The sequence below is a fragment of the Pseudomonas sp. B40(2017) genome, from assembly GCF_002112855.1.
GTDB lineage: Bacteria > Pseudomonadota > Gammaproteobacteria > Pseudomonadales > Pseudomonadaceae > Aquipseudomonas > Aquipseudomonas pharyngis.
In genome coordinates this window covers 424,809-447,113 of record NZ_NEIT01000001.1, presented here as the reverse complement: position 1 = coordinate 447,113, position 22,305 = coordinate 424,809, and the positions used below count along the sequence as shown (strand labels likewise).

Annotated in this window: 19 protein-coding genes; 9 read left to right on the top strand and 10 right to left on the bottom strand. The window is 57.9% G+C overall.

The features are described from left to right. Positions 1 to 23 precede the first annotated feature (23 nt). The gene (rfaH, locus tag CAF76_RS01955; RefSeq protein ID WP_085646623.1) at positions 24 to 560 is read right to left on the bottom strand and encodes a transcription/translation regulatory transformer protein RfaH; all 537 of its coding nucleotides are present in this window, start codon (positions 558 to 560) and stop codon (positions 24 to 26) included. Positions 561 to 1,163: 603 nt separating this feature from the next. On the opposite strand from rfaH, the gene CAF76_RS01950 reads away from it, so the two are divergent. Next, positions 1,164 to 2,141: an NAD-dependent epimerase gene (locus CAF76_RS01950; protein WP_085646622.1), complete on the top strand. Its 978-nt coding sequence runs from the start codon at positions 1,164 to 1,166 to the stop codon at positions 2,139 to 2,141. Positions 2,142 to 2,168: 27 nt separating this feature from the next. Here CAF76_RS01950 and CAF76_RS01945 read toward each other — a convergent pair whose 3' ends face one another. The 7 genes from CAF76_RS01945 to CAF76_RS01915 all read right to left on the bottom strand — a co-directional run bounded on the left by CAF76_RS01945 (position 2,169) and on the right by CAF76_RS01915 (position 11,668). Further along, positions 2,169 to 2,624, bottom strand: a complete 456-nt coding sequence (locus CAF76_RS01945) for a TspO/MBR family protein (protein WP_064600841.1) — start codon at positions 2,622 to 2,624, stop codon at positions 2,169 to 2,171. Positions 2,625 to 2,682: 58 nt separating this feature from the next. Then, positions 2,683 to 5,628 carry a PAS domain S-box protein gene (locus CAF76_RS01940; RefSeq protein ID WP_085646861.1) on the bottom strand — a complete coding sequence of 982 codons (2,946 nt, stop codon included), beginning with the start codon at positions 5,626 to 5,628 and terminating at the stop codon, positions 2,683 to 2,685. 164 nt (positions 5,629 to 5,792) lie between these two features. Further along, on the bottom strand, positions 5,793 to 7,331 hold the full coding sequence (locus CAF76_RS01935; protein WP_085646860.1) for a cryptochrome/photolyase family protein: 1,539 nt from the start codon (positions 7,329 to 7,331) through the stop codon (positions 5,793 to 5,795). A gap of 8 nt (positions 7,332 to 7,339) precedes the next feature. After that, positions 7,340 to 7,882 (bottom strand): DUF3833 domain-containing protein, encoded by a 543-nt coding sequence (locus CAF76_RS01930; protein ID WP_085646621.1) that lies wholly within the window; start codon positions 7,880 to 7,882, stop codon positions 7,340 to 7,342. Positions 7,883 to 8,343: 461 nt separating this feature from the next. Next, on the bottom strand, positions 8,344 to 9,327 hold the full coding sequence (locus CAF76_RS01925; protein ID WP_085646620.1) for an LLM class oxidoreductase: 984 nt from the start codon (positions 9,325 to 9,327) through the stop codon (positions 8,344 to 8,346). Between the two features lie 508 nt (positions 9,328 to 9,835). Beyond that, positions 9,836 to 10,198, bottom strand: coding sequence for a response regulator (locus CAF76_RS01920; RefSeq protein WP_085646619.1), 363 nt, complete (start codon positions 10,196 to 10,198; stop codon positions 9,836 to 9,838). Between the two features lie 24 nt (positions 10,199 to 10,222). Then, positions 10,223 to 11,668, bottom strand: a complete 1,446-nt coding sequence (locus CAF76_RS01915) for an ATPase domain-containing protein (RefSeq protein WP_178076156.1) — start codon at positions 11,666 to 11,668, stop codon at positions 10,223 to 10,225. Positions 11,669 to 11,934: 266 nt separating this feature from the next. Here CAF76_RS01915 and CAF76_RS01910 point away from each other — a divergent pair, with 266 nt between their 5' ends. The 8 genes from CAF76_RS01910 to CAF76_RS01875 all read left to right on the top strand — a co-directional run bounded on the left by CAF76_RS01910 (position 11,935) and on the right by CAF76_RS01875 (position 20,472). Continuing rightward, a complete protein-coding gene (locus tag CAF76_RS01910; RefSeq protein WP_085610674.1) occupies positions 11,935 to 12,369 on the top strand; it encodes a hypothetical protein in 435 nt (144 codons plus the stop codon). Then, positions 12,366 to 13,826 (top strand): ATPase domain-containing protein, encoded by a 1,461-nt coding sequence (locus CAF76_RS01905; protein ID WP_085610326.1) that lies wholly within the window; start codon positions 12,366 to 12,368, stop codon positions 13,824 to 13,826. The genes CAF76_RS01910 and CAF76_RS01905 overlap by 4 nt, the downstream gene beginning before the upstream one ends. Before the next feature lie 10 nt (positions 13,827 to 13,836). Continuing rightward, entirely contained in the window at positions 13,837 to 14,862 is a 1,026-nt protein-coding gene (locus CAF76_RS01900) for a sensor histidine kinase KdpD (RefSeq protein ID WP_085646617.1), read from the top strand. A gap of 307 nt (positions 14,863 to 15,169) precedes the next feature. Continuing rightward, positions 15,170 to 16,744, top strand: coding sequence for a phospholipase D family protein (locus tag CAF76_RS01895; protein ID WP_085646616.1), 1,575 nt, complete (start codon positions 15,170 to 15,172; stop codon positions 16,742 to 16,744). Between the two features lie 93 nt (positions 16,745 to 16,837). Further along, positions 16,838 to 17,236, top strand: coding sequence for a DUF5329 domain-containing protein (locus tag CAF76_RS01890; protein WP_085646615.1), 399 nt, complete (start codon positions 16,838 to 16,840; stop codon positions 17,234 to 17,236). A gap of 148 nt (positions 17,237 to 17,384) precedes the next feature. Further along, a complete protein-coding gene (locus CAF76_RS01885; RefSeq protein ID WP_085646614.1) occupies positions 17,385 to 18,206 on the top strand; it encodes an ABC transporter substrate-binding protein in 822 nt (273 codons plus the stop codon). Next, complete coding sequence (locus CAF76_RS01880) at positions 18,203 to 19,048, top strand: amino acid ABC transporter permease (RefSeq protein ID WP_085646613.1); 846 nt, start codon at positions 18,203 to 18,205, stop codon at positions 19,046 to 19,048. Before CAF76_RS01885 ends, CAF76_RS01880 begins: the two co-directional genes overlap by 4 nt. A gap of 35 nt (positions 19,049 to 19,083) precedes the next feature. Beyond that, positions 19,084 to 20,472, top strand: a complete 1,389-nt coding sequence (locus CAF76_RS01875; RefSeq protein WP_085646612.1) for an LLM class flavin-dependent oxidoreductase — start codon at positions 19,084 to 19,086, stop codon at positions 20,470 to 20,472. 2 nt (positions 20,473 to 20,474) lie between these two features. On the opposite strand, the gene CAF76_RS01870 is transcribed toward CAF76_RS01875, so the two are convergent. Further along, positions 20,475 to 21,182 (bottom strand): cupin domain-containing protein, encoded by a 708-nt coding sequence (locus tag CAF76_RS01870; protein ID WP_085646611.1) that lies wholly within the window; start codon positions 21,180 to 21,182, stop codon positions 20,475 to 20,477. A 61-nt stretch (positions 21,183 to 21,243) separates the two neighbouring features. Next, positions 21,244 to 22,098, bottom strand: coding sequence for a GNAT family N-acetyltransferase (locus CAF76_RS01865; protein ID WP_085646610.1), 855 nt, complete (start codon positions 22,096 to 22,098; stop codon positions 21,244 to 21,246). Positions 22,099 to 22,305: the final 207 nt, after the last annotated feature.

Genomic DNA, 22,305 nt, shown 5'->3' with positions numbered 1-22,305 from the left:
GCAAGGGCATATAAGGCAAGTCGTTAGTTGTAGGGGTGAAAACCGGCTTGTTGTCGTTCAATCACGCTCAATGGCAGGCAGACAGGCTGCTCACGGTTGAGAAACTGCAGGAGGATCATCACGCGGTCGGTTCCGTGCAATCCGAGGAACACGCCCTCCAGTGGCGCGAGCGGGCCGCTGACAATCTGTAGATTCTCTCCGGGTTTCAGCGCTTCATCCGGCCCCGACATCATTGATTCGATGCAACGCGTACGCAGATGCTCGATGACGTGCTCAGGCACTGTCGCGGGACCATGATTGAATTCGACAAAACGACTGACCCCTCGGGTGGAACGCAAGGGTGCCCAGTTGTCGTCACGACTGAGTTGGATGAACAAATATCCAGGAAAGAGGGATTCGTGCACTCGCTGGCGTTTTCCGCGAATAATGCGCTCGCTGACGAGTTGGGGATGAAAGACCACGTAATTCTGTTGAAGCAGATTGAGATGAGCACGCTCATCCTGACGTGGCTTGCATTGCAAAAGGTACCAATTTGGGTGGTCCGAGCTGATGACTGGCATGCTGGTAAACTCTGTAATGATCGAAAGTTTATGGCAGGCAGAAGCTCTATTGAGGGCTAAGTAAGGGCTGTCAGCGAAAGTGCTTTTTTATTATGGGTTATTGAAGTGTTTCAAACATGAATCACAAAGTGTTTCATTGGTGTGCATCGAGCAGTGAAGTTTCGCTCTGTTATGCGTCACCTCTGGAGGAATTATCGGTTCAACTTTTTAGAAGGCAAAGCTACCGCACGGTCTGTTCATTCAGGCTTAAGGTTAGGTAACTAAGTAGTTGTCCCTGAAGCGACAGGGCGCGAGTAAGTGACTGCTCGCGCCCTGCAAAAAATCAACCTTGGTAGTTATCGGCCAGTCTTTCTGGTCTGTCAAACGTTAGCAGTCAAAAAACACGCCATCCATCCAGTAATGCTTTTGCCGATGTATAACCAATTGTTTTTTAATGACTTGTTCTTTTAGCTGGACGGTAGAAACTTTTTCTGCCTGTCATGGTCGCGACTATTATTTAGATCGAAAGCTTTCCCCACTATTGGGTGCTGTTATAAAACCTGGACTGAATAAGTCATCCAGCGCTATAACTTATCGCCTGTCGGCTTGTGTGGAGCAGGGATTATGACCGTTCTTGTTACAGGCGCTGCGGGCTTTATCGGCTATCACGCGGTCAAACGATTGGCGCAGCAAGGCCAGGAAGTTGTCGGTATCGACAACCTTAACGATTACTACAGTGTGGATCTCAAACAGGCGCGGCTTGAACAGTTGAGTAGTCTGCAGAGTTTCAGTTTTGAAACACTGGATATTGTCGACAAGCCTGCCTTGATGGCGTTATTCAAAGCGCACGATTTCACCGAGGTGGTGCATCTGGCCGCTCAGGCGGGTGTGCGCTATTCGCTCGACAACCCGGATGCCTATGCGCAATCGAACCTGGTGGGGTTTCTGAATGTGCTGGAAGCCTGCCGACATTATCCGCCCGCGCATCTGATCTACGCGTCGAGCAGCTCGGTATACGGGGCCAACAGCAAGTTGCCCTACAGCGTCGATGATGCGGTCGAGCACCCTGTCTCGCTGTATGCCGCCACCAAGCGCGCCAATGAGCTTCTCGCCGACAGCTATTGCCATCTCTACGGCTTGAAGGCCAGCGGCCTGCGCTTTTTCACGGTTTACGGGCCCTGGGGCAGGCCGGATATGGCGCTGTTCAAATTTACCGAAGCCATTCTTCAGGGACGACCGATCGACATCTACAACCAGGGTCAGATGGCGCGGGACTTTACTTACGTCGATGACGTTGTCGAAAGCATCGTCCGCCTGTGTCCGAAACCGCCAGCGCCGGAGAAGGAGGCGAGTGGCGTCAACCGGATTTTCAACCTGGGGCGCGGCAAACCGGTCGCGTTACTGGATTTCGTCGACTGCCTCGAACAGGCACTGGGCATAAAAGCCCAGCGCAATCTATTGCCGATGCAGGCCGGCGATGTCATCAAGACCTGGGCTGATGTTTCGGCATTGGAACAATGGATCGGGTTTTCTCCGCGAGTGGAAGTTGCAGAGGGTGTGGCGCAGTTTGTGAGTTGGTATCGCCAGTACTATCGGATTTGAGCGGCGCTTCATGCGCCTGTAGTACGGTCATGAGCCGAGACCCACCCGGTTGTTGCGCATGATCGAAAAATTAAGCGCCGCAGCGACACACAGCCAGGCCAGATAAGGAAACAGGATCAACCCGGTGATCACATCCAGGCGCAGGGCCAGGACCACCATCACGGCGACGACCAGCCACAACAGTACGAGAATAATCATCGCGGCAACGATCCGCTGCGCGCCGAAGAACACAGGCGTCCACAGTGTGTTCAGCGCAATCTGCGCCGCCCACAATGCCAGCACCTGTTCGCTGCCGGGAATCATGGTCAAGCGATAGCCGACCCAGGCCAGCAGCAGGTAGATCGTCGTCCAGGCCACCGGAAACACCCAGTTGGGTGGCGTGAACTTCGGTTTGTTGAGCTGCGCGTACCATTGGCCGGGCTTGAAAACCATGCCGGTGGTTGCCGCCGCACCGCACGCGATCAGAAAAATCAGGAAAGTCACCATTTCATACTCCTTGGCCGCAGCCCGTTTGCCTGGTTTGTTCCGCCGCAGCGGTCGTTCATTCGGATCTTGAGCACATCAGTTCACTGACCCGCGCCACCAGCGTGTCGACCGCGAAGGGCTTGGTCAGCACCTGCATGCCCGGGCCCAGTTGGGCGGCGCCGATTACTGCGTTCTCCGCGTAACCGGTAATGAAGAGGGTCGTCAGGTTCGGGCGGATCTCCCGGCCGGCGTCGGCCAGTTGCCGGCCGTTCATGCCACCTGGCAGGCCGACATCGGTGATCAGCAGGTCGATATGCACGTTTGATTGCAATACTTTCAGCCCGGCAACGCTGTCGCCTGCCTCAAGCAAGTTGTAGCCGAGATCGCCAAGCACTTCGGTCAGCAGCGCGCGCACCGTGGGTTCGTCGTCCACCACCAGAATGGTCTCGCTGGCCTTGGGCACCACCGCCGGTGCGATGTGCTTGTCATCGTGGCTCTGCACGGGATCGCCACGGTGACGAGGCAGGTAGATGCACATCGTGGTGCCCCGATCGACCTGCGAGTGCACGCGCACTTGGCCGCCGGACTGTTTGGCGAACCCGTAGATCATCGACAAGCCCAGCCCAGTGCCCTGGCCCAGCGGTTTGGTGGTAAAGAACGGGTCAAAGGCCTTGGCGATGACATCGGCCGACATGCCGGTGCCGGTATCGGTGACGCATAGGCACACATACTCGCCCTCGGGCATGTCCAGCGCGCCGGCGATCTCGGCATCCATGATGCGATTGGCCGTCTCGATGGTGATGCGTCCGCCATCGGGCATTGCATCACGCGCGTTGATACACAGATTGAGCAGCGCGTTCTCCAGTTGACTGGCATCAACCAGTGTTGGCCAAAGCACGGGCGAGCCAATGGTTTCCAGGAGAATGCTCGGGCCCACGGTGCGCTGGATCAGCTCGGTCATGCCGGTCATCAGTGTGTTGACGTCGGTCGGTCGCGGATCGAGGGTCTGGCGTCTGGAGAATGCCAGCAGGCGGTGGGTAAGGGCGGCGGCTCGCTTGACCGCGCCCTGTGCGGTCACCATGTACTTGTCGACTTCGTTCAAACGGCCCTGATTGATCCGCGCGCCCATCAACTCCAGTGCGCCGGAAATGCCGGCCAACAAGTTGTTGAAATCGTGAGCGAGGCCTCCCGTCAGTTGGCCGACTGCTTCCATCTTCTGCGATTGACGCAGTTTTTCCTCTGCCTGCATCAACTCGGCGGTGCGCGACGATACCCTTTGCTCGAGGGTGTCGTTGAGCGAACGCAACGCGGCAAGAGCCCGGTCGCGCTCCGCCTCGACGGTGCGCCGCTCCTCGACGTCGATCAGCACGCCGGGAAAACGCAGGGGAACTCCGTCATCTGCACACTCAACGCGCCCGTTAGCTTCGATCCACTGGTATCTGCCGTCCTCGCGCCGTACACGGTACTGATGGGAATAGGCGCCACCGCGGCCAATGGCTTCGTCGATTGCCATGGTCAGGCTATCGCGGTCGTCGGGGTGCACGCTGGGGATCACTTGTTCGAGGCTGAGGCCTTCGCGCCCCAGTGCCGGGTCGAGGTTGAACACCTGGGCGAAGCCTTCGTCGATGGCAAAACGGTCGGTCAGCAGGTCCCAGTGCCAGGTGCCGATGATGGCGCCCGCGGCAAGGGCCAGTTGCACTCGTTCGACGTTTTCCCGGGCGATTGCCTCGCTGGCGCGCAAGCGTTCCTCGGCGGCGCGCCGCTCGGTGACGTCGTTGAACAGGATCGCGATCTGCCGGTCGGCCGGATCGCCGACCCGCACCGCGCGCACATCGAACCAGCGTTCAAAGGTATTGGCGTAATTTTCGAAGTTCGCCGGTTCCCCGGTCTTGGCCACGTGGCCGTAGGTTTCGAACCAGAAGCGTTCAAGATTGGGCGCGAACTCGGTGACCCATTTACCGCGCAGGTTGACCCCGCACTGGCGCTCGAAGGCCGGGTTGGCCTCGACAAAGTAGTAGTCGACAGGCTCGTCGTTGGCGTCGAATTTGACTTTGACGATAGCGAACGCCGACTCGATGGTTTCCAGAATGGTACTGAAGCGTTCCTCACTCTGGCGCAGCGCCGTTTCGGCACTGCGCGAGCGCGTCAGGTCAAGCATCGCGCCGATCATGCGTTCGGCCTGGCCAGCGGGATTGCGGATCAAGTGTCCGCGATCCAGCACCTCGGCGTAGGAGCCGTCCTGACAGCAGAACCGATACTCCGCGCTCCATGTCGTGCCGTCGCCTTCGATGGCGGCGCGCATCGATGCCTGCACCCGCGCCTGATCCTGCGGATGGATCCGCGCGAACCGCCAGTCGCCACTGGGATCAACATTCTCCAGCGGGAAACCGTACGCCTGTTGCAACGCCTGGTTCCAGATGATCTGGTTGGTTTGCAGGTCCCAATCCCACACCGCATCGCTGGTCGCCTTGACCGCCAGTCGATAGCGCTCCTGGGTTTCGGTCATGGCGCGTCCGAACAGATGCTCCTGAGTCCGGTCGCGGAGAATTTTCACGAAACCCAGGTGAGTCTGGTCTTCATCGTAAAGCGGCATCAGCTCGCCCGAGGCCCAGAATCGCTCGCCGTTCTTGCGCAGATGCCAGCGCTCATCGTAGGCACGGCCAGCGCAAAGGGCGCGTTGCATTTCCTCTTCTACACGGCCGGCGGCGCGGTCCTCAGGTGTGAAAAAGCAGGCCGCGCTCTGGCCGCGAACCTCTTCGGCGGACCAGCCCAGCACGTTGGTTGCGCCGCAGTTCCATTCCGTGATGTTCCCGCCAAGGTCAGTGACGACCATCGCAAAATCCACTGCACTCTCAAAAACCGCCCGCTGCCGCGCCTCACTACGAGCGAGCGCGGCCTGACTGGCGTGCAGTCGCGCCGTGATGTCGCGGTCATTGTCGACTTCATTGCTCTGCAGCGCGGCGCGTAATCGCTTGACCTCGGACTCGAGCGCTTCGCGACTAAGGTGTTTGAGGGTGTCCATCTCGCCTTCTTGGTTGAATTTTTCAGGGGCCGATTTCAGAGGGTCGTGCATGCCCGACAGGTGCCGTCAATATCGGGAAGCGTTGTGGCTGCTGATCCGTTGACAGGTTGCTTCGTCGTTAAGTTTCACTGATGGAGCAAGGTCGCTTCGGGTGAACGCTGATTTCAAATCGATTCGCCGTTATCCAGGCGCGCCAACAGTGCCTGGCCGCGTTGCCAGAGTGCCTGTTGCCTGGTTTGCGGCATGCGGTCGAGGTTCTTGTACATCATGGCCATGCGCTGATTGCCGCGCAGCAGCTCACCGTGGCGCATCAGGAAATGCCAATACAGCGCGTTGAACGGGCAGGCATTGTCCGCCGTGCTTTCGCGGACCTTGTACGCGCAACCGCGGCAGTAATCGGACATGCGATTGATGTACTGGCCGCTGGCGCAATAGGGTTTGGAGCCGAGATAACCGCCATCGGCGTGCATGACCATGCCCAGCGTGTTGGGCAGCTCGACCCAGTCAAAAGCATCCATGTAGATCGCCAGGTACCACTCGCAGATCTGGCTCGGCGCGATGCCGGCGAGCAGGGCGAAGTTGCCGGTGACCATCAGCCGCTGAATGTGATGCGCATAGGCGTGCTGCAAGCTTTGCCCGATGGCCTGGCGCATGCAGTTCATCTGCGTGTCACCCGTCCAGTAGAACTCGGGGAGCGGCCGGCTGTTGCCAAAAGAGTTGCCCAGCGCATAATCCGGCATCTTCAGCCAGTACACGCCCCGCACATATTCCCGCCAGCCAATCAGTTGCCGAATGAAGCCTTCGGCGGCATTGAGCGCAACGCTGCCGGCCCAGTACGCCGACTCCACATCACTGCAAATTTGCCGCAAATCCAGCAGGCCAATGTTGAGCGCTGCGCTGATGCGCGCATGAAACAGGAACGGCTCGTCACTGGCCATGGCGTCCTGGTAATCGCCAAACCCCGCCAGGCCATAATCGAGAAAGTACGCCCAGAGTGCCTGCGCATCGGCATGGGTGACGGGATAGTTGAAGTCATCGAGCGTGCCGTAATGGTGGCTGAAGCGCGCCTTGACCAGTGCCAGCACATCGAGGGTGATGGCGTCGTTATTGAAGCGTACCGGGTAGGGCGCTTTGACGCCTTTGGGCAGGGCCTTGCGATTCTCGGCATCGTAGTTCCACGCGCCGCCCACTGGTGAACCGTCGCCATTGAGCAGCAAGCGGCTCTTGCGCCGCATCTCACGGTAGAAAAACTCCATGCGCAGCTGTTTTTTGCCCTCGGCCCATGCGGCAAATTCTTCGCGACCGCACAGAAAACGCGTGTCGGCGTGCCATTGGACGGGCAAACCGCATTCCTTGATCGAATGCTCCAGCCGCCAGTCGCCACACTCAGTCACGTGCACTTCGTCGGCCTGCAACAGCTTTTTCCAACGATGCAGCTCACCCGGCACCGAACCGCTGTTTTCCGGGTCATCCAGGGTCACGTATTCAACACGTATGCCTTGGTCTTCCAACGCCTGAGCGAAGTGGCGCATGGCACTGAAGATCAGGGCAATCTTCTGTGGATGGTGGGGCACATGGTTGGCTTCTTCCATGACCTCGACCAGCAGCACCGTATCGCGCTCCGCATCGAGTGCCTGTAAGGAAGCCAGGTCGAAGGACAACTGGTCGCCCAGGACCAGGCACAAGCGGCGGGTAGTGTTCATTTTGCGGTTCATTGGCTTGCTTCGGTGCTCTGGCGACGGAAGAACAAGGTCACCTGGCCGACCTCCACGCCGAACTTGGACATGCGGGTGCGGTTGATCAACGTGTCCTCGTCCATCAGGTACATCCAGTCGTCCATGCTCATTTCATAGGTCGAATCGTCGACCGGTACGTTCAGCCGATAGCGCCAGTGAAATGTGTTGCCCGCCACCTGGCCTTGGGCAACGCCGACTACATCGCCGGCGCGACCGCTCCAGCGCCCCTGGCCCTCGGGCGTCAATGTCCATACGCGGTGTTGGCGGGTGCCATCGCTGTACAGAAAGCGCTCGTCGAGAATCAGGTTGTTGCCTTCGCGACGGCTGACGATATTCACTTCGAAACGCTTGGTCACTTCGCCGCTGCGCTTCTGAAACATTCCCCAGGCCTTGACGGGCTGGCTGAAAAACCGATGCAGATCCAGGGCTGGTTGTTGGTCGGCATAACGGGCGACGTCCACGCTGGTGCAGCTTGCGATGCTGAATATCAGTGTCAGTAACAGCAGGAATCGCGTCATTGCCTTACTCCCTGATTGCAAAGGTGTCGAAGGCCAGGTTCGAACCATTCGCTTGTACGGTGGGCTGGACATGTACAGGTTTATCGTTTTTTCCCCGGCTGGTCTTGACGCTCGACTTTTGACGACGTCAACGAGAGTCTTACGGCGATGGGCGGCTTTGTTTTTCTCGCGGCAGCGCTGTACGTGAGGCCAAGCGTTTTGCGAATAGTTGTACGTAGACAGATAGTTTGTATAGGTATGAATCAAGATAGGCCGAAAAAAACCACCTGACAATACTTCTTCCCTCACGCAGGGCGCTTGCTGCGCCTTAACGCGATGCCGAACGTTTTGCCTTGGAAACAGCGGTTGGCCGGTCTGCCGGGCGAGCGCTGGTACTGGGGAATATCCAGCGCAGTGAACGCCGGACCGTGAGGCGCAGGATGCTCAGTGAGCATCCTGCGGGGATAGGAGTGGCCGACAGATCAATGCGCTGTCGGACTTGGCTGTGCACCGAATTGCGCAATGACGTGAGTACCCAGCTCCTCAATAACCTCCGCTGCCGGGCGCTTTCCGTATTTGAGATTCAGGATGACGTGATCGACGCCGATTTCCTCAAGCGACTCCAGCAAAAACCGCAAATGGTAGCGTCCGAGTTTGAACCCCAAATGAATGCGAGCGGGTGGCGTGGACGGGTTTTCATCAAGGTCGATGTAAAGCGACTGAGTGAAGGGCTTATAGACGGAACCACATTGCTTCGTGACCTCCAGCCGCCAATCTTCCACGACCAGTCTCTGCATGTTCGGTATGCGTGGATAGTTGATCCATCCGTTGCTTTCGCGCGCGATCCAATCCAGTGACTGACGGCTATTGCCGGTCACGAGCATTGGAATGAATTGGGTGGTCGGTTTCGGAATCAGATCCGCGCCGCGCATTTCCCCGGCGCTCCAGTGGATGGGTTCGAAACTGGTGCTGTGGGCTCGGCGAATCACCGCGTAGTGCTCGCGAAAGATATCCCCGCGCCTTTCGGGATCGACGCCAAAAGCCGAGAACTCCACCGGACGGTCGCCGGACGCCACCCCAAGAATCAAGCGACCTGCGCTCAACTGATCGACGCTGGCTGACGCCTTGGCCGTGTGCAGGGGATGGTGCAAAGGGATGGCGATGGAGGCGGTGCCAAGCGCAATTTCCGATGTATGGGCGGCCATATAACCCAGGTAGACCCAGGGGTCGAAGACTTGGCCGACATCGCCGAATCCGGGATCGCGAAGCGGCACGTCACGAAACCAGAGCGCGCTGAAGCCCAGTGCCTCGGCCTGTTTCGCCAATGCGACCTGGTTGAGCATGCTCGGCGTGTCGCCGTCGAAGGCCTCCATGGGAAAGAACAATCCAAGGCTCAAATGCCCCGGCGTGAAGGTTCGGCTGAACCCTCGATGCTGCTGATAAGGAATCGTGCTCGGCCGATACATACTGATTTTCCTCAGTGGCAGAACGTGAACAGCGCCCCGTTGCCAGAGGTGCTGCGGCATCGGTCGCTTGGGAACGACAGGTGGGGGGACTGAGTGCAGCTTTGCCCATTGCGCTGTACTGCCGGTCGGGTGGACCGGATTGAGGAGCCAGTTGCTGGCGATATGCGCGGGCAGGTCCGGATGGGTGATAAGCGGACGGTAAAAGTAATCATCTCCCGGCTCGATACCGTCAACTCGGAAACGGGCCCAGAGGTTACCTCATCAGCGTAGGCGGTATTGCCGTGTTGCGCCATTGTGCCTCGCACATCGCGGGAGACCTTTGCGACTTCACCCGATCACAAGCAGGTGGCAGGATCATGATCCATCGAGTCCCACTCGACATGTCTTCGGTCATTGAGCGAATCATCGATGAATCTCGAGCGGTTCCAGCAAAGGGTGAAGGCTGCATGCCATCAGGCATGCAGGGCCGAGCGGGTAGGTTCAGTCTTGGAGATGGATTCAATCCGTTTCAATTTGCAGCCAGCAGTCGCCTGGCGGTAGCAAGGATTGAATCGATATTGAAAGGCTTTTCCAGGACAGCATTGAACAAGTCCGATCTCTCCATGCCGAGGTGGGCTTGCGCGCCGCTGATCAGAATGATGGGCAAGAGATGCGCTGAGGGCAGGGCGCGGACGGCCGTGGCGAATTCGAGTCCGTCCATTACCGGCATCATGAAGTCGGTAATGATCAGGTCAGGGCGCTCTCGATCAAGTACCTCAAGCCCTTTTTTGCCATTGCTGGCTTTCACGACCATGAAGCCTTCATCCTCCAGCGCAAAGCCGAGAATGTCAGCGATCAAATATTCGTCGTCGACAACCAGGATGGTGGTCATGAGAATGCAACCTGAATAGAAGACCTAGGAAAATGAACCTGGCAGGGCTGCAGGATTAGGAACTGGCGGTTCATTTCTTGAAGCCTTTTTCAGATCAACGTCCTGGTCACGGATGACCACTTCAAATCGCGAAGGGTCATAAGAGCTATCTCTGACTTTAAGAATGGAAATGGTTCTGCTTAGTTCAGAGTCATTCTCGAAGAACCGCATCAGCATCAGATTGTCGACAATGCTGGACAGGTCAGAGTTTGGTGAACTGATCTCGGAGCCGAACAGATCTCGCATTTCCCAAGAGGCGAACACTGTCACGCCCCTGGAGCGTAATTCGTTCATGAGGGCACTGTAAAAGTCAGTAATTCGGGCTGGATTCGTCGACACCCGCGTCATGCCGCTAAGGCTGTCGATGAATAAACGCTTGATGCGCTTTTCTTCGACGATGCTCAGCAACCTTGAGCCCAGGCCGTCCAGGAGACCTTCGGTGGTCGGTTGCCACGCGATGCTCAACGCACCGCTTTCTTCCATGCCTTTGATGTCGATTCCTAGTGACTGGCCCTTCAGGCGTAACCGCTCCGGGCTTTCATAAAAGCCAAAATGCAGGCCCGGTGCCTTCACCGTCGACTCACCCAGGAATTTAAGACCCAGCGTTGTCTTGCCTATTCCTGATGGGCCCATGACCAGCGTCACGCTGGAACTGTGCAGCCCGCCACCCAGTATCGTGTCCAGAGAATGTATACCGCTGGGGATGCGCGTCATGTTGGCGCTGTCGGGCGAAGAGGGGTGGCTGTAGAGGCTTTCCAGGCGCGGATAAACCACCAGACCGTTCTCGGTGATTTCGCACTCGTGAAGTCCGGTCAGTGCCGCGCTACCCCGGGTTTTACGCAGTTGAATACGACGCACCGAGCGGGTGCCATAAAGCTCCTCTCCCATTTCGATCACGCCATCCACCATGGTGTGCTCGGGGCTGCCGTCATCCAGTCGGGAACTGGTGAGAAACAACACGGTGCATCCAGCAAATGCAGCGTGCCCTTGCAATTCAGAGATGAACTTCTTGGTGTCGATGGGCGAGTCGGCTTTAGAGCGTGCGTTCAGCAATCCGTCGACAACCATGACTGTCGCCTTCTGGCGGCTGATCTCACGCCTCAGCAGTTTTACGACTTCATCCAGACCTTCATTTTCCAGCGTATCGAATGCGCTGACGAACTGGATTTCAGCGCCAACTTTGGAAGCGTCGTAAAAGCTCAAGGTGGACAGAAACTGAAAAAGCCGGTCATGGGATTCGGCAAGCAGTGTCGCTACCAGTACACGGCCGCCGTTGCGCGCATGATGGAATCCAAGTTGGTTGGCGAGGATCGTTTTGCCCGACCCTGGACGCCCCTGAATAATGTAGGAAGCGCCTGAGACCAATCCGCCCTTGAGCAGAGCATCCAGGCCTTCGATTCCACTCTGAAGGCGATTTAACTTTTCCACTATGCGACCCTGATCTTGAAATCATGCTGTTAAACCGAATGTACGGGATGCTAACGCCATTTGTGTGCCGGGGCTATCTGCACTTCACTGACGTTTCAGGCAGCAGTGCCGGTAAAGTTATTCATTCGCTTAAATCTGGAGCTGCGAAGCCTCAATGTGGGCGATAAATCGGGGGAATCGAAAGTAAAGAAGGTTCTCGGGCCAATTGAGTCTCTGCAACGCCTTGCAGGGTGTACTATCAAGACCTGCCCATCAGAAATCAGCTAGCCATGTCCGCGCTAAACGAAGAGAGCCGCCAGATCGTAGCTGCTCTGGCGCACCGGGTTGGCCCCAATGCTGATACTGCAAGTATCGCGCAAGCGACTGTCTCGATTTTGGAGGCTATGCACACAGCGCTTACCCCCATCATTGGTCAGCAGGGAGTCGCAGCGCTTTATCGACGCAGCCTTCATCTCTGCGCCTCCCGCCAACCGCACCTGGGCCCCCTGTCTGATCGTGTACAAGCCGCGCCGGGTCTGAACGCTCTTCATTCTGAACTCGTTACAGAAAGCGAAGCAGACGCCTTGTTGTTTGGTGAAGTGATGCTGACCACCTTCTACGAACTGCTCACTACGCTGATCGGGCCCTCGCTCACCGCACGCTTGCTTCGTGACGTGTGGAAACCTTCTTTGAGCGACACATCTGCGCAGGAAAACTCGCCATGAACACCAAAGTGACTATCAAGCGTCTGTCCACCGGAGTGCCAGGACTGGACGAGGTGCTGGGCGGGGGATTGCCGGAGTTCTCGTTCAACCTGATCGCCGGCCCGCCTGGCTGTGGCAAAACTACCCTGGCGCATCAGATGATGTTTGCCCTGGCGACGCCCGAGCGTCCGGCACTGTTCTTCACCGTGCTCGGCGAGCCTCCGTTGAAGATGTTGCGTTACCAACAGCAATTCGACTTTTTCGACGAGGAAGCCGTCAATCAGTCAATCCGTTATATCAACCTGGCCAGTGACACCCTGGCGGGGGATCTGGACGAAGTGCTACGCCGAATCGTCGCCGAGGTAGAGGCGTACTCTCCGGCGCTGGTGTTCGTCGATTCGTTTCGTTCAGTGGTGCTCGCGAGCCAGACCCAGGACAATCCCAACAACAACTTGCCGCAGTTCATTCAGCAGTTAGGCATGTTGATGACCACTTGGCAGGCCACCACTTTCCTGATCGGTGAATATTTCACTGAAACTGACACCAACCCTATTTTCACGGTGGCCGATGGCCTGATCTGGCTGCGTCAGAGCGTTCAACGCAACTCCATGGTGCGCAAGATGGAAATCATGAAGATGCGCGGCCAGCCGACGCTGCCGGGGCTGCACACCTTTCGCATCGCTACATCAGGCATAAAGGTTTTCGCACCGGCCCCCCTCAACCACGTTGAACCCACGCTGACGTTTCCGATGCAGCGCCTGAAAATGGGTGTGCCCCAACTCGACGAAATGCTGGGCGGTGGCTTGCCCCGTGGATACTCCCTGCTGGTGGCAGGTCCATCAGGTTCGGGCAAAAGCATTCTGGCTGCGACCTTCCTCGCCGAAGGCGTGCGCAATGGTGAGACCGGCGTGATCGCGGTATTCGAGCAGCGTCCCAATCGCTCCCAGAACGCCACCCTCGCCGGGTTGATTCAGGGCGGGAAGGTGGGTTTGGTCGACAGTCGCGCGCCAGACTTGTCAATCGACGAAATCGTCCAGTTACTGTTGAGCGAGATCAACCGCCTGAACGCTACTCGTTTGGTGATTGACTCCCTGTCAGGCTTTGAGCTGGCGTTGGCTCCGACATTCCGCGAAGACTTTCGTGAGTCGCTGTCACGCATGGTGACCGCTCTCACCAGTGCAGGTGTCAGTGTATTGATGACCTCCGAGCTGGAGGATCGCTACACCGACCTGCGTTTCAGTCCTTACGGCACGGCGTTTCTCACCGATGCCATCATCGTCCAGCGCTACATAGAAGTGCAGAGCCGCTTGTTGCGCATCATGGCCGTGGTCAAGGTGCGGGCCAGCGCGCATTCCGACGAGTTGAGGTTGTACCGGATAGATGATGATGGCTTGCAGATCGGCGAAATGTTGCCGGACAGGGAAGGGTTGTTAGGGGGACGTCCTACCCAGCAGCGCGCGGTCACCATCGAAGGATGAGCGAAATATCATGAGCGAGGGTCACGGCAAGAATGAGCAAGCCATCGCTGGCGCTGCACGCGAACTGTTCGTGCTCGGCCAGAAAACGGTGGCGGCGCGTGCGGTGCTGGCAGCGGTTCATAAAGAACTCAACCAGGCCAATGCCCAGCTCGTCGATAGCCACCATGTCGAACAATTGATTGAAGCCAACCAGCAACTGGTGCTGTCAATCCTGTCGGCGCAGTCGGATGCAGAAAATCCGACAGTCGCCCAGGCAGAGCAGCAAATGTATCTCGAATTGCGCGAGGCAAACGAGAAGCTGGTGATAGCCGCGCTGAGTGCCCAGGATTTGCAGGCGGCCGCTGAACATGCGCTGGAACAGCAACGCATCTTCCTCAACCTGGTTGCACACGAACTTCGCAATCCTCTGACACCCATCAGCATGATTGCCGGCCGGCTGGTACGTGTGCCGAGTGAAGAACTGCCGCGCATGCAGGTGTTGATAGAGGGGCAAGTGAAGCAGATGTCCCGCTTGGTCGAAGACCTGCTCGATATCGCCCGCGCCAGTACCGGCAAGTTTCGACTTGATTGCCAGCGTGTCGATATGGCTCGAATCATTCATGAGGCGATAGATGCCTGCAGCCCGCTCATGATCGCTAACAGTTTGAGTTTCAGCTCGAATCTGCCGGAATGCGCCTTGATGGTTAATGGTGATCCAGCGCGCCTCACTCAAATCCTCGGCAATCTACTGGGCAACGCCGCCAAATATACGCCCGCCAATGGCACGGTCTCACTGACTGCGACGATTGAAGTCGATCACCTGACGATATGCATTCGCGATACCGGTATTGGAATAACGCCCAAGGCACTGCCGTTCATTTTTGAGCCGTTTGTACAGGATGTTCACGCGGTCGGTTTCAATGGCGCAGGCCTGGGCATTGGACTTACGGTCGTGCGGGAATTGATCGAAGCCCACGGCGGTACTGTGACGGGGACCAGTTCGGGAGAAGGGAAGGGTAGCGAGTTCGTCATGAAACTGCCCTTGGCTGAACATTGACGCCATCTACAAGTCGTCCACCGTTATACCAAGGCCTCTGACTGCGGGAGCGCAGCGGAAATGCTTCGCGCTGCCATTTTAATCAGCGGTAGCAATTGCTTTTTTTCTTGCCGATTGCGGTCCACACACTCTTCTCCACCCTGGGCGGCTCCAGCAAGTGTCAGCGGATGAACTACGCTCCTGAAACAACCCCCGCAGATTGAAGAAAACAGTGCAAAGGGTCGATATGACCACAAGGCTGGAGGGAACCACAGGCCATTCTTCAGGATCCGGTTTCCCTGATGTTTCATTGCTCGGAGTACGCTCCGTGAGAAACCAGCAGCGCTTGTTTGTTCTTCTGTTGCTCGCCGTACTCTTTGGTGGGTGTACGACCCCCAATGTCCTCCACGAACCCAGCCAGGCTTTGCCGGCAAGCGATTCGGCGTTCGGGCGTTCAATCAAGGCCCAGGCTGCCCCGCATCAGGGCCAATCGGGGTTTCGTTTGTTATCCGAAAGTGCCGAAGCGTTCAGTGCCCGCGCCGAGCTGATTCGTAATGCCCAAAGCAGCCTGGACCTGCAGTACTACATCGTCCACGACGGCATCAGTACCAGAATACTGGTGAGCGAGTTGCTCGACGCCGCCGACCGCGGCGTCCGCGTGAGGATTCTGCTCGATGACACCACCAGCGATGACCTGGACCGGATTATCGCGACACTGGCGGCGCACCCGCTGATTCAAGTGCGCGTGTTCAATCCGCTGCACCTGGGGCGCAGCACCGTCGTAACGCGAACGATGGGGCGGCTGTTCAATCTGTCGCAGCAACACCGACGGATGCACAATAAATTGTGGGTGGCAGACAACTGTGTGGCAATCGTCGGAGGCCGCAATTTGGGCGATGAGTATTTCGATGCGCAGCCTGACAAGAATTTCAAAGACATCGATATGTTGAGTGTCGGCCCGGTTGCGGAGCAGTTGGAGCAAAGTTTTGATCAGTATTGGAACAGTGCGCTGAGCAAGTCGATCGAGCAGTTTCTCTCGATCAGGCCGACGACCAGAGACCTGCAAAATACCCGGACCCGGCTGGATGAATCCTTGGAGGAAACACGCAAGCAGGATCACGCGCTCTATCAGCAATTGATGACTTACACCACTCACCCTCGCCTGAATGTCTGGCGCCGGGAGCTGATCTGGGCCTGGAACAAAGCGATGTGGGATGCCCCAAGCAAGGTGTTGTCCAAGGGCGAACCCGCTCCGCACTTGCTGTTGGCCACCCAGTTGGCGCCTGAACTTGACGGCGTCAGCAAGGAGTTGATCATGGTTTCGGCCTACATGGTGCCTGGTCAACCGGGATTGTTGTACTTGACCGGTCGTGCCGACGCCGGCGTGTCGATCACCTTGTTGACCAACTCTCTGGAAGCTACCGATGTACCCGCCGCGCACGGCGCTTACGCGCCTTATCGAAAAACCTTGCTCAAGCATGGTGTGCAGTTGTTCGAATTACGCCGCCAGTCCGGCGACAATGCCGACAGCCATAGCGGACCGCGTCTGTTCCACAGCGGGTCCTCCAGTAGTTCCGACTCCAGCCTGCATAGCAAGGCGATGATTTTTGACCAGCAGAAAGCTTTTATCGGGTCGTTCAATTTTGACTCGCGATCCTTATTGTGGAACACCGAAGTCGGGGTGTTGGTTGATGATCCCGAACTCGCGGGGCGGGTGCGTGAACTAGCCCTGGAAGGTATGGCGCCTGCTCTGAGTTATCACACCGTGCTGGAAAAGGATCAGTTGGTCTGGGTCACCGAGGATGACGGCAAAGAGCATACGTTGACCAGGGAGCCGGGGAGTTGGTGGCGACACTTCAATTCGTGGCTGAGCAGCGCGATCGGGCTGGAGAGGATGTTGTAGAGACCGCATCGAGCCTGGGTCAGCACCGACCGGACAACGACGGGCGATACTGCCAGAGCTCGTTCCATTCCTTTTTCAAGAGCAGGATGAATCATGCGAATGAGGGCAGGGGAAACGGCGAGGCATATCAGCCAATGGGTCATGATTGCAGGGATCAGCCTCATCGCAATCGTCGCAGATGCGCAGGTTCAAACCAGACCTCAAACCATTGAAGAGATAAAAGCCTTGCTGGACTTTGTCGAACACAGTGAGTGTCAGTTTGTGCGTAATGGCAGCGAATACCCAGGTCCCCGTGCTCGAGCGCATCTGGAGAAAAAGCTGAATTATCTTGAAGCCAGGAACAGGGTGAACAGCGCAGAAGATTTCATCGATCTTGCTGCCACTCAAAGCAGCATCAGTGGGCGCGCCTATGAGGTGCGTTGTGCAGAACGCACAGAACCCGCCGGCACTTGGTTGAAGAGGGAGCTCGACAGGCAACGGCAACTTCATTAACGGGCCTTGGAGATGAAGGCTTTGCCGGATGCTGGCGGCTGGATCTCATATAGCCTAAGCGTAGCTTTTTATTCCTAAAACGAAGTTCATATTAATTTTATAGTGCGTTTTAATCTAACCAGGCAATTCCTGATTGGAGCATTCGCACTTGAAGATCCCCACACATTTGACACTTGGCCTGGCGCTCGCCGTCAGTTGCGCGGCAGCCTTCGCCGGGCCCACCCTCGATCGCGTGACGCAAAAAGGTGAGCTCACCGGTGTCCTGATGGAGAGTTACCCGCCGTTCTCTTTTCTCAATGACCAGAACCAGCTCGACGGCTTCGATGTGGATGTCGCTAAAGCTGTGGCCGAGCGCCTTGGGGTCAAGTTGAAACTTGAAACGCCTTCCTGGGACGTGATTGCCGCGGGGCACTGGAACGGTCGATACGACATCTGCGTGTGCTCGATGACACCGAGCAAGGTGCGGGCCGAAGTGTTCGACTTCCCCGTGGAGTATTACCAGTCACCGGCGGTGATCGTGGTCAATGCGAAGGACAAGGAGATAGTCACCGGCAAGGACTTGTCCGGCAAAAAAGTCGGTGTGATCAGTGCGTCGACCTATGAGGCCTATCTGAACAAGGATCTGGTCATTGAAGGCGCCGAGGACAAACCGTTGAGCTATCCGTTCGACAAAGTCCAGATCGCCCCTTACGACAACGAAACCGTTGCCTTCCAGGATCTCGCACTGGGTACTGGCGTGCGCCTGGATGCCATGGTCACCAACCTCATCACCGCGCGTGAACGCATCGCTCAGGATCCGCGTTTCAAGATTGCCGGAGATCCACTGTATGCCGAGCCGAACGTCGTGGCGGTCGAGAAGGGCGATCCGCAATGGAATGCGAAAGTCACCGAGGTCATTGCGCAACTCAAGACTGACGGCACGCTGAGCAAAATATCCCGCAAGTGGATCGGTTCTGATATCAGCCAATGACAGCCATCAATCCGCATCCGGCCAAAGCGGCCGTCAGCCCGCAAAAGCAGCCGCCACTGACACGTCAGCTATTCGGTTTTCGCACGCGCCTGTATCTGACGTGGGCGGTGCTGTCGGGTCTGGGCGTGTGGTTTTTCATGCGCTTCGATCTGAAATTTTCGATCATTGTGGAAAAGTTGCCGAACCTGGTCGGCCTGCATCTGGGGCCGAACGGGTTCTTGCAGGGCGCGGCGCTGACGATATTCCTGTGTTTCTGCTCGATCTGGTTTTCGCTATTGCTGGGCTTTGTCACCGCGCTGGCCAGGCTGTCGAGCAGCGCCGTGGCATTTGGTATCGCCAGCTTCTACGCCTCGTTCTTTCGCGGCACGCCGCTGTTGATCCAGATCCTGTTGATCTATCTGGGGCTGCCGCAGTTGGGTGTGGTGCCAGGCGCAATCAGCGCCGGGATCATCGCGCTGTCGCTCAACTACGGGGCTTATCTGAGTGAGATTTTTCGTGCCGGCATCCTCGCAGTTGCCCCAGGTCAGCGCGAAGCAGCCGCCGCACTGGGCCTGAGGCCGGCCGCGACGTTCATCCATATCATCCTGCCGCAAGCCATGCGCACGATCATTCCGCCGACCACCAGCCAGTTCATTTCGATGCTCAAGGACTCTTCCCTGATTTCGGTCATGGGGGTTTGGGAAGTGATGTTTCTGGCGCAGTCGTACGGGCGTTCGTCCTACCGCTACATTGAAATGCTGACCACCGCAGCCGCCATCTATTGGCTGTTATCCATCGGTCTCGAACTGATCCAGCATCGCCTCGAACGCCATTACGGCAGGGGCTTCAAGCATCAGCGCTGAGCCATTCCGTTGAATGATTTCTTGCAGGAACCAAGATGTCCGATCCTAAACCTCTGCTTTTTGCACTCTATGAACAAGCCAGTGTCGGCTGCGGCGGTGCGCCGAGTCTGTGGACGCACCCGGCTGACGAACGCCTGGCGATCAACTCGCTGGGCTACTGGTCAAACCTGGCGCGGATTGCCGATCAGGCGCACCTCGATATGTTGTTCTTTGGTGATGTGCTGGGTTTCTACGATGTGTTCGGCGGCAATGCCGATGCAGCCATGAAGTGGGCGGTGGAAGCACCGGCCAACGATCCGTTGATGATCATTCCAGCGTTGGCGGCCGTGACGGAAAACCTGGCGTTTGGTGTCACGGTGACCACCAGTTATGAGCACCCGTTCACCCACGCCCGGCGCTTCAGCACGCTTGATCACCTCACCAATGGGCGAGTGGGCTGGAACATCGTCACCTCTTACCTGTCCAGCGCCGCCCGCAATTTCGGGCTGGAGCAAATGATCAAGCATGACGATCGCTATGAACGCGCCGAGGAGTTTCTCGATGTGGTGTACAAACTTTGGGAAGGCAGTTGGGCCGACGACGCCGTGGTTGCCGACAAGGCCCGCCAGCTGTATGCCAGAGGCGACCGGGTGCGACCGATCAATCACGAGGGTACGCACTATCGTGTGGCCGGGCCGCACCTGACCGCTCCGTCCCCGCAGCGCACACCGTTGCTGATCCAGGCGGGCTGGTCGGGACGCGGTCGAGAATTCGCCGCCAAGCATGCGGAACTGATCTTCATCGCCAAATCCAACCCGCAGGAAATCCGTCAGGGCCTGGAAGACATCTGGGCCCAGGCGCAGGCGCGAGGACGTCAACGTGAAGACGTTAAATCGCTGACGGTATTGCGCATCGTCACGGCCAAAACCGAAATCGAAGCCCAGCGCAAATACGACGAGTTGCAAAGCAACTATCACTTGCAGGCACAACTGGTCAGTTACGCCGGCGACACCGGCATCGACATCAGCCGCTACGCCGACAGCGATGCACTCTCGACGCACACCGAAGGCCTGACCTCTTACGTGATGCGCCCCGATGGCAGTGGCAAGCCGCTGACGGCGGGTGATGTGAAAAAGCGCTTCGCTAGCGTTACCCGTGGCAGCGACCTGATTCTCGTCGGAACACCGCAACAAGTCGCCGAGCGCATCGAAGAACACGCGCGAATTTCCGGCACCAGCGGCTACATGCTCAACCCGTTGATCAGCCCAGGCAGTCTTGAGGACTTTGTCGAACTGGTTATTCCCGAATTGCAAAAGCGAGGGCTGTACCGGACTCAACCGCAAAGCGGCACTTTCCGTTCGCGGTTACGGGCAGATCACTCCAGCCACCTGCCAGCCTCGGCCTATGGGGCTTCGTTCCGCTTCGACAGGGCGCTTCATGGCTGACGCTATTTAACCGCATACACCTTGCGTACATAGCGCGTGCTTTTCCAGGCGCACGGTGCCCCGCGCGCAACAAATACGCTGTCGCCGGTATTGACGGTCACGCTCGAGCCCTCAGGTGTCTGCAACGTTACGCTGCCTTCGATCAGGTACATCAGCTCATTGAGCTTGTGCGGGCGACCGTGACGTTCGTAGGGCGTCGAGTCCCACACGCCGACACGCAGATCGGTTGTGGCATCTTCGAAGGCATTGCGTGAGCGGCATTGCGGTGCCGGACCGATCAGTATCTGCTGCTCCGGCGCGGCGGAGGGAGATAGGTGCGCCAGCGGGTCGAGCGGGGTCAGGCCGGGTGTCGCGGCTTTGGTGGCCATGGCGCAAAACACCCATCGGGTGCCGGTCTTTGCTTCGATCCGCAGGGCCGTGCCGCGGCCGATGACCGCGCTGGCGCCGACGGCCAGTTCCAGCGTCCGCTCCCGGGTTTTCAACGTCACATGCCCGGCGTGAACCACGATCACTTCGGTGTGCGGGAAGTTCTCGATATCAAGGCTTGCGCCTGCTTCGACGATGCCTGCAGATATGCCGTCGCTCCCTGACCAGGCGACCTGACGTCCGGTCGAGAAAGGGTCTGCAGCGTTCAAGGGTTGCTGTTTGAAAGCGGTGTCGACGCGACTGCCATCGGCGCGAGCCAGCAGCATGATGCAAGGTTCGAACATACGGGTGAAGCTCCAGGTCTTGAGGGATTTCTTGGGGGGGCGACCAGCGCCAGCCCGATAGTCAGCCAATGGCTTGAGTGACCAGGGCAAACTGCCGAACGCCATGGTGTGCCTGCGGTGCGGCACCGCGGGACATTTGGGCCACGGTGTCGACCTTTTTCAGGCCGGCGGCTTCCAGCCAATCGGCCAGGCCACAATCGGCTGGAATATCGATGCGCACAAAGGCGTCCGGTATCCCGGCCAACAATGTCGCGATCAGATGTTGGGCCTGCCCAAGGTTTTCGGCGATCAACGGGCCGATGCAACGACCGCGACCGAACGGGCGCAGCAGGGCGAAGGCGCGCAACTGACCGTCGCGCACAATGCCCACCGAATGTTCTACGACAGAGAACAGATCGCTGAGCACCGCTTGCCGATCCAGCCCGCTGCCGGCATTGGCCAGTTCCAGCACCCGCCCATGATCCGCCTCGTGCAGTGGGCGGCATTCTTCACCGTCTGCCAATGGCCCGGGCACGGGGGCTTGCGCCTGGCCCTGATGCTGCTGAATCCGGCCAAAGTCGACAAAGCCCTGGCTGGCATACAGCGGTGCGCCGGCCACGGTTGCATTCAATATCGCCGTGCTTGACTGGCAAGCCTGCAGTGCGTGTTCCATGAGCTTTCGCCCGATGCCCTGGCCCTGGTAATCGTCACTGACAATGACCAGGCCAATAGTCGTGAAATCACCTTGCGGGCAGGCGAACGCGGTGCCGATCAAACGCTCGCCATCGAGTACGACAAAGCCCTTGGTGACCCGTTGCAGCATGGCCCAGTCGTCAAGTCGATGGGGCCACTTCAATTGCACGGACAGGGCATGGGCCTTGGGCAGGTCGTCGGCAGTCATCGGCCGATAGACGTAGGAAGGGAGTGTGGTGGACATGGCGATTCTCCGATCAAGAGTGTGCGCTGGCGCCGGGTTTTGCGGCGAGGTGACGCCTGTATCCCATCTGGATGAAAGCCTGACAAGGGGGCAGGGAATATTCGGCAGATTCCGCAAAGTGAGGTCCCGAAGACCACACTTACTACTTAATCGGGGCCTTCTGCCGGCAGCAAATGCTTGGGCTTATTTACCCTATAAAAGGCTTGC

What these genes read in the sequence shown, in the direction of transcription:
- rfaH (WP_085646623.1), bottom strand. Translation starts at nt 560, where the DNA reads ATGCCAGTCATCAGCTCGGACCACCCAAATTGGTACCTTTTGCAATGC.
- CAF76_RS01950 (WP_085646622.1), top strand. Translation starts at nt 1,164, where the DNA reads ATGACCGTTCTTGTTACAGGCGCTGCGGGCTTTATCGGCTATCACGCG.
- CAF76_RS01940 (WP_085646861.1), bottom strand. Translation starts at nt 5,628, where the DNA reads ATGGACACCCTCAAACACCTTAGTCGCGAAGCGCTCGAGTCCGAGGTC.
- CAF76_RS01935 (WP_085646860.1), bottom strand. Translation starts at nt 7,331, where the DNA reads ATGAACACTACCCGCCGCTTGTGCCTGGTCCTGGGCGACCAGTTGTCC.
- CAF76_RS01930 (WP_085646621.1), bottom strand. Translation starts at nt 7,882, where the DNA reads ATGACGCGATTCCTGCTGTTACTGACACTGATATTCAGCATCGCAAGC.
- CAF76_RS01925 (WP_085646620.1), bottom strand. Translation starts at nt 9,327, where the DNA reads ATGTATCGGCCGAGCACGATTCCTTATCAGCAGCATCGAGGGTTCAGC.
- CAF76_RS01920 (WP_085646619.1), bottom strand. Translation starts at nt 10,198, where the DNA reads ATGACCACCATCCTGGTTGTCGACGACGAATATTTGATCGCTGACATT.
- CAF76_RS01910 (WP_085610674.1), top strand. Translation starts at nt 11,935, where the DNA reads ATGTCCGCGCTAAACGAAGAGAGCCGCCAGATCGTAGCTGCTCTGGCG.
- CAF76_RS01905 (WP_085610326.1), top strand. Translation starts at nt 12,366, where the DNA reads ATGAACACCAAAGTGACTATCAAGCGTCTGTCCACCGGAGTGCCAGGA.
- CAF76_RS01900 (WP_085646617.1), top strand. Translation starts at nt 13,837, where the DNA reads ATGAGCGAGGGTCACGGCAAGAATGAGCAAGCCATCGCTGGCGCTGCA.
- CAF76_RS01890 (WP_085646615.1), top strand. Translation starts at nt 16,838, where the DNA reads ATGCGAATGAGGGCAGGGGAAACGGCGAGGCATATCAGCCAATGGGTC.
- CAF76_RS01880 (WP_085646613.1), top strand. Translation starts at nt 18,203, where the DNA reads ATGACAGCCATCAATCCGCATCCGGCCAAAGCGGCCGTCAGCCCGCAA.
- CAF76_RS01875 (WP_085646612.1), top strand. Translation starts at nt 19,084, where the DNA reads ATGTCCGATCCTAAACCTCTGCTTTTTGCACTCTATGAACAAGCCAGT.
- CAF76_RS01870 (WP_085646611.1), bottom strand. Translation starts at nt 21,182, where the DNA reads ATGTTCGAACCTTGCATCATGCTGCTGGCTCGCGCCGATGGCAGTCGC.
- CAF76_RS01865 (WP_085646610.1), bottom strand. Translation starts at nt 22,098, where the DNA reads ATGTCCACCACACTCCCTTCCTACGTCTATCGGCCGATGACTGCCGAC.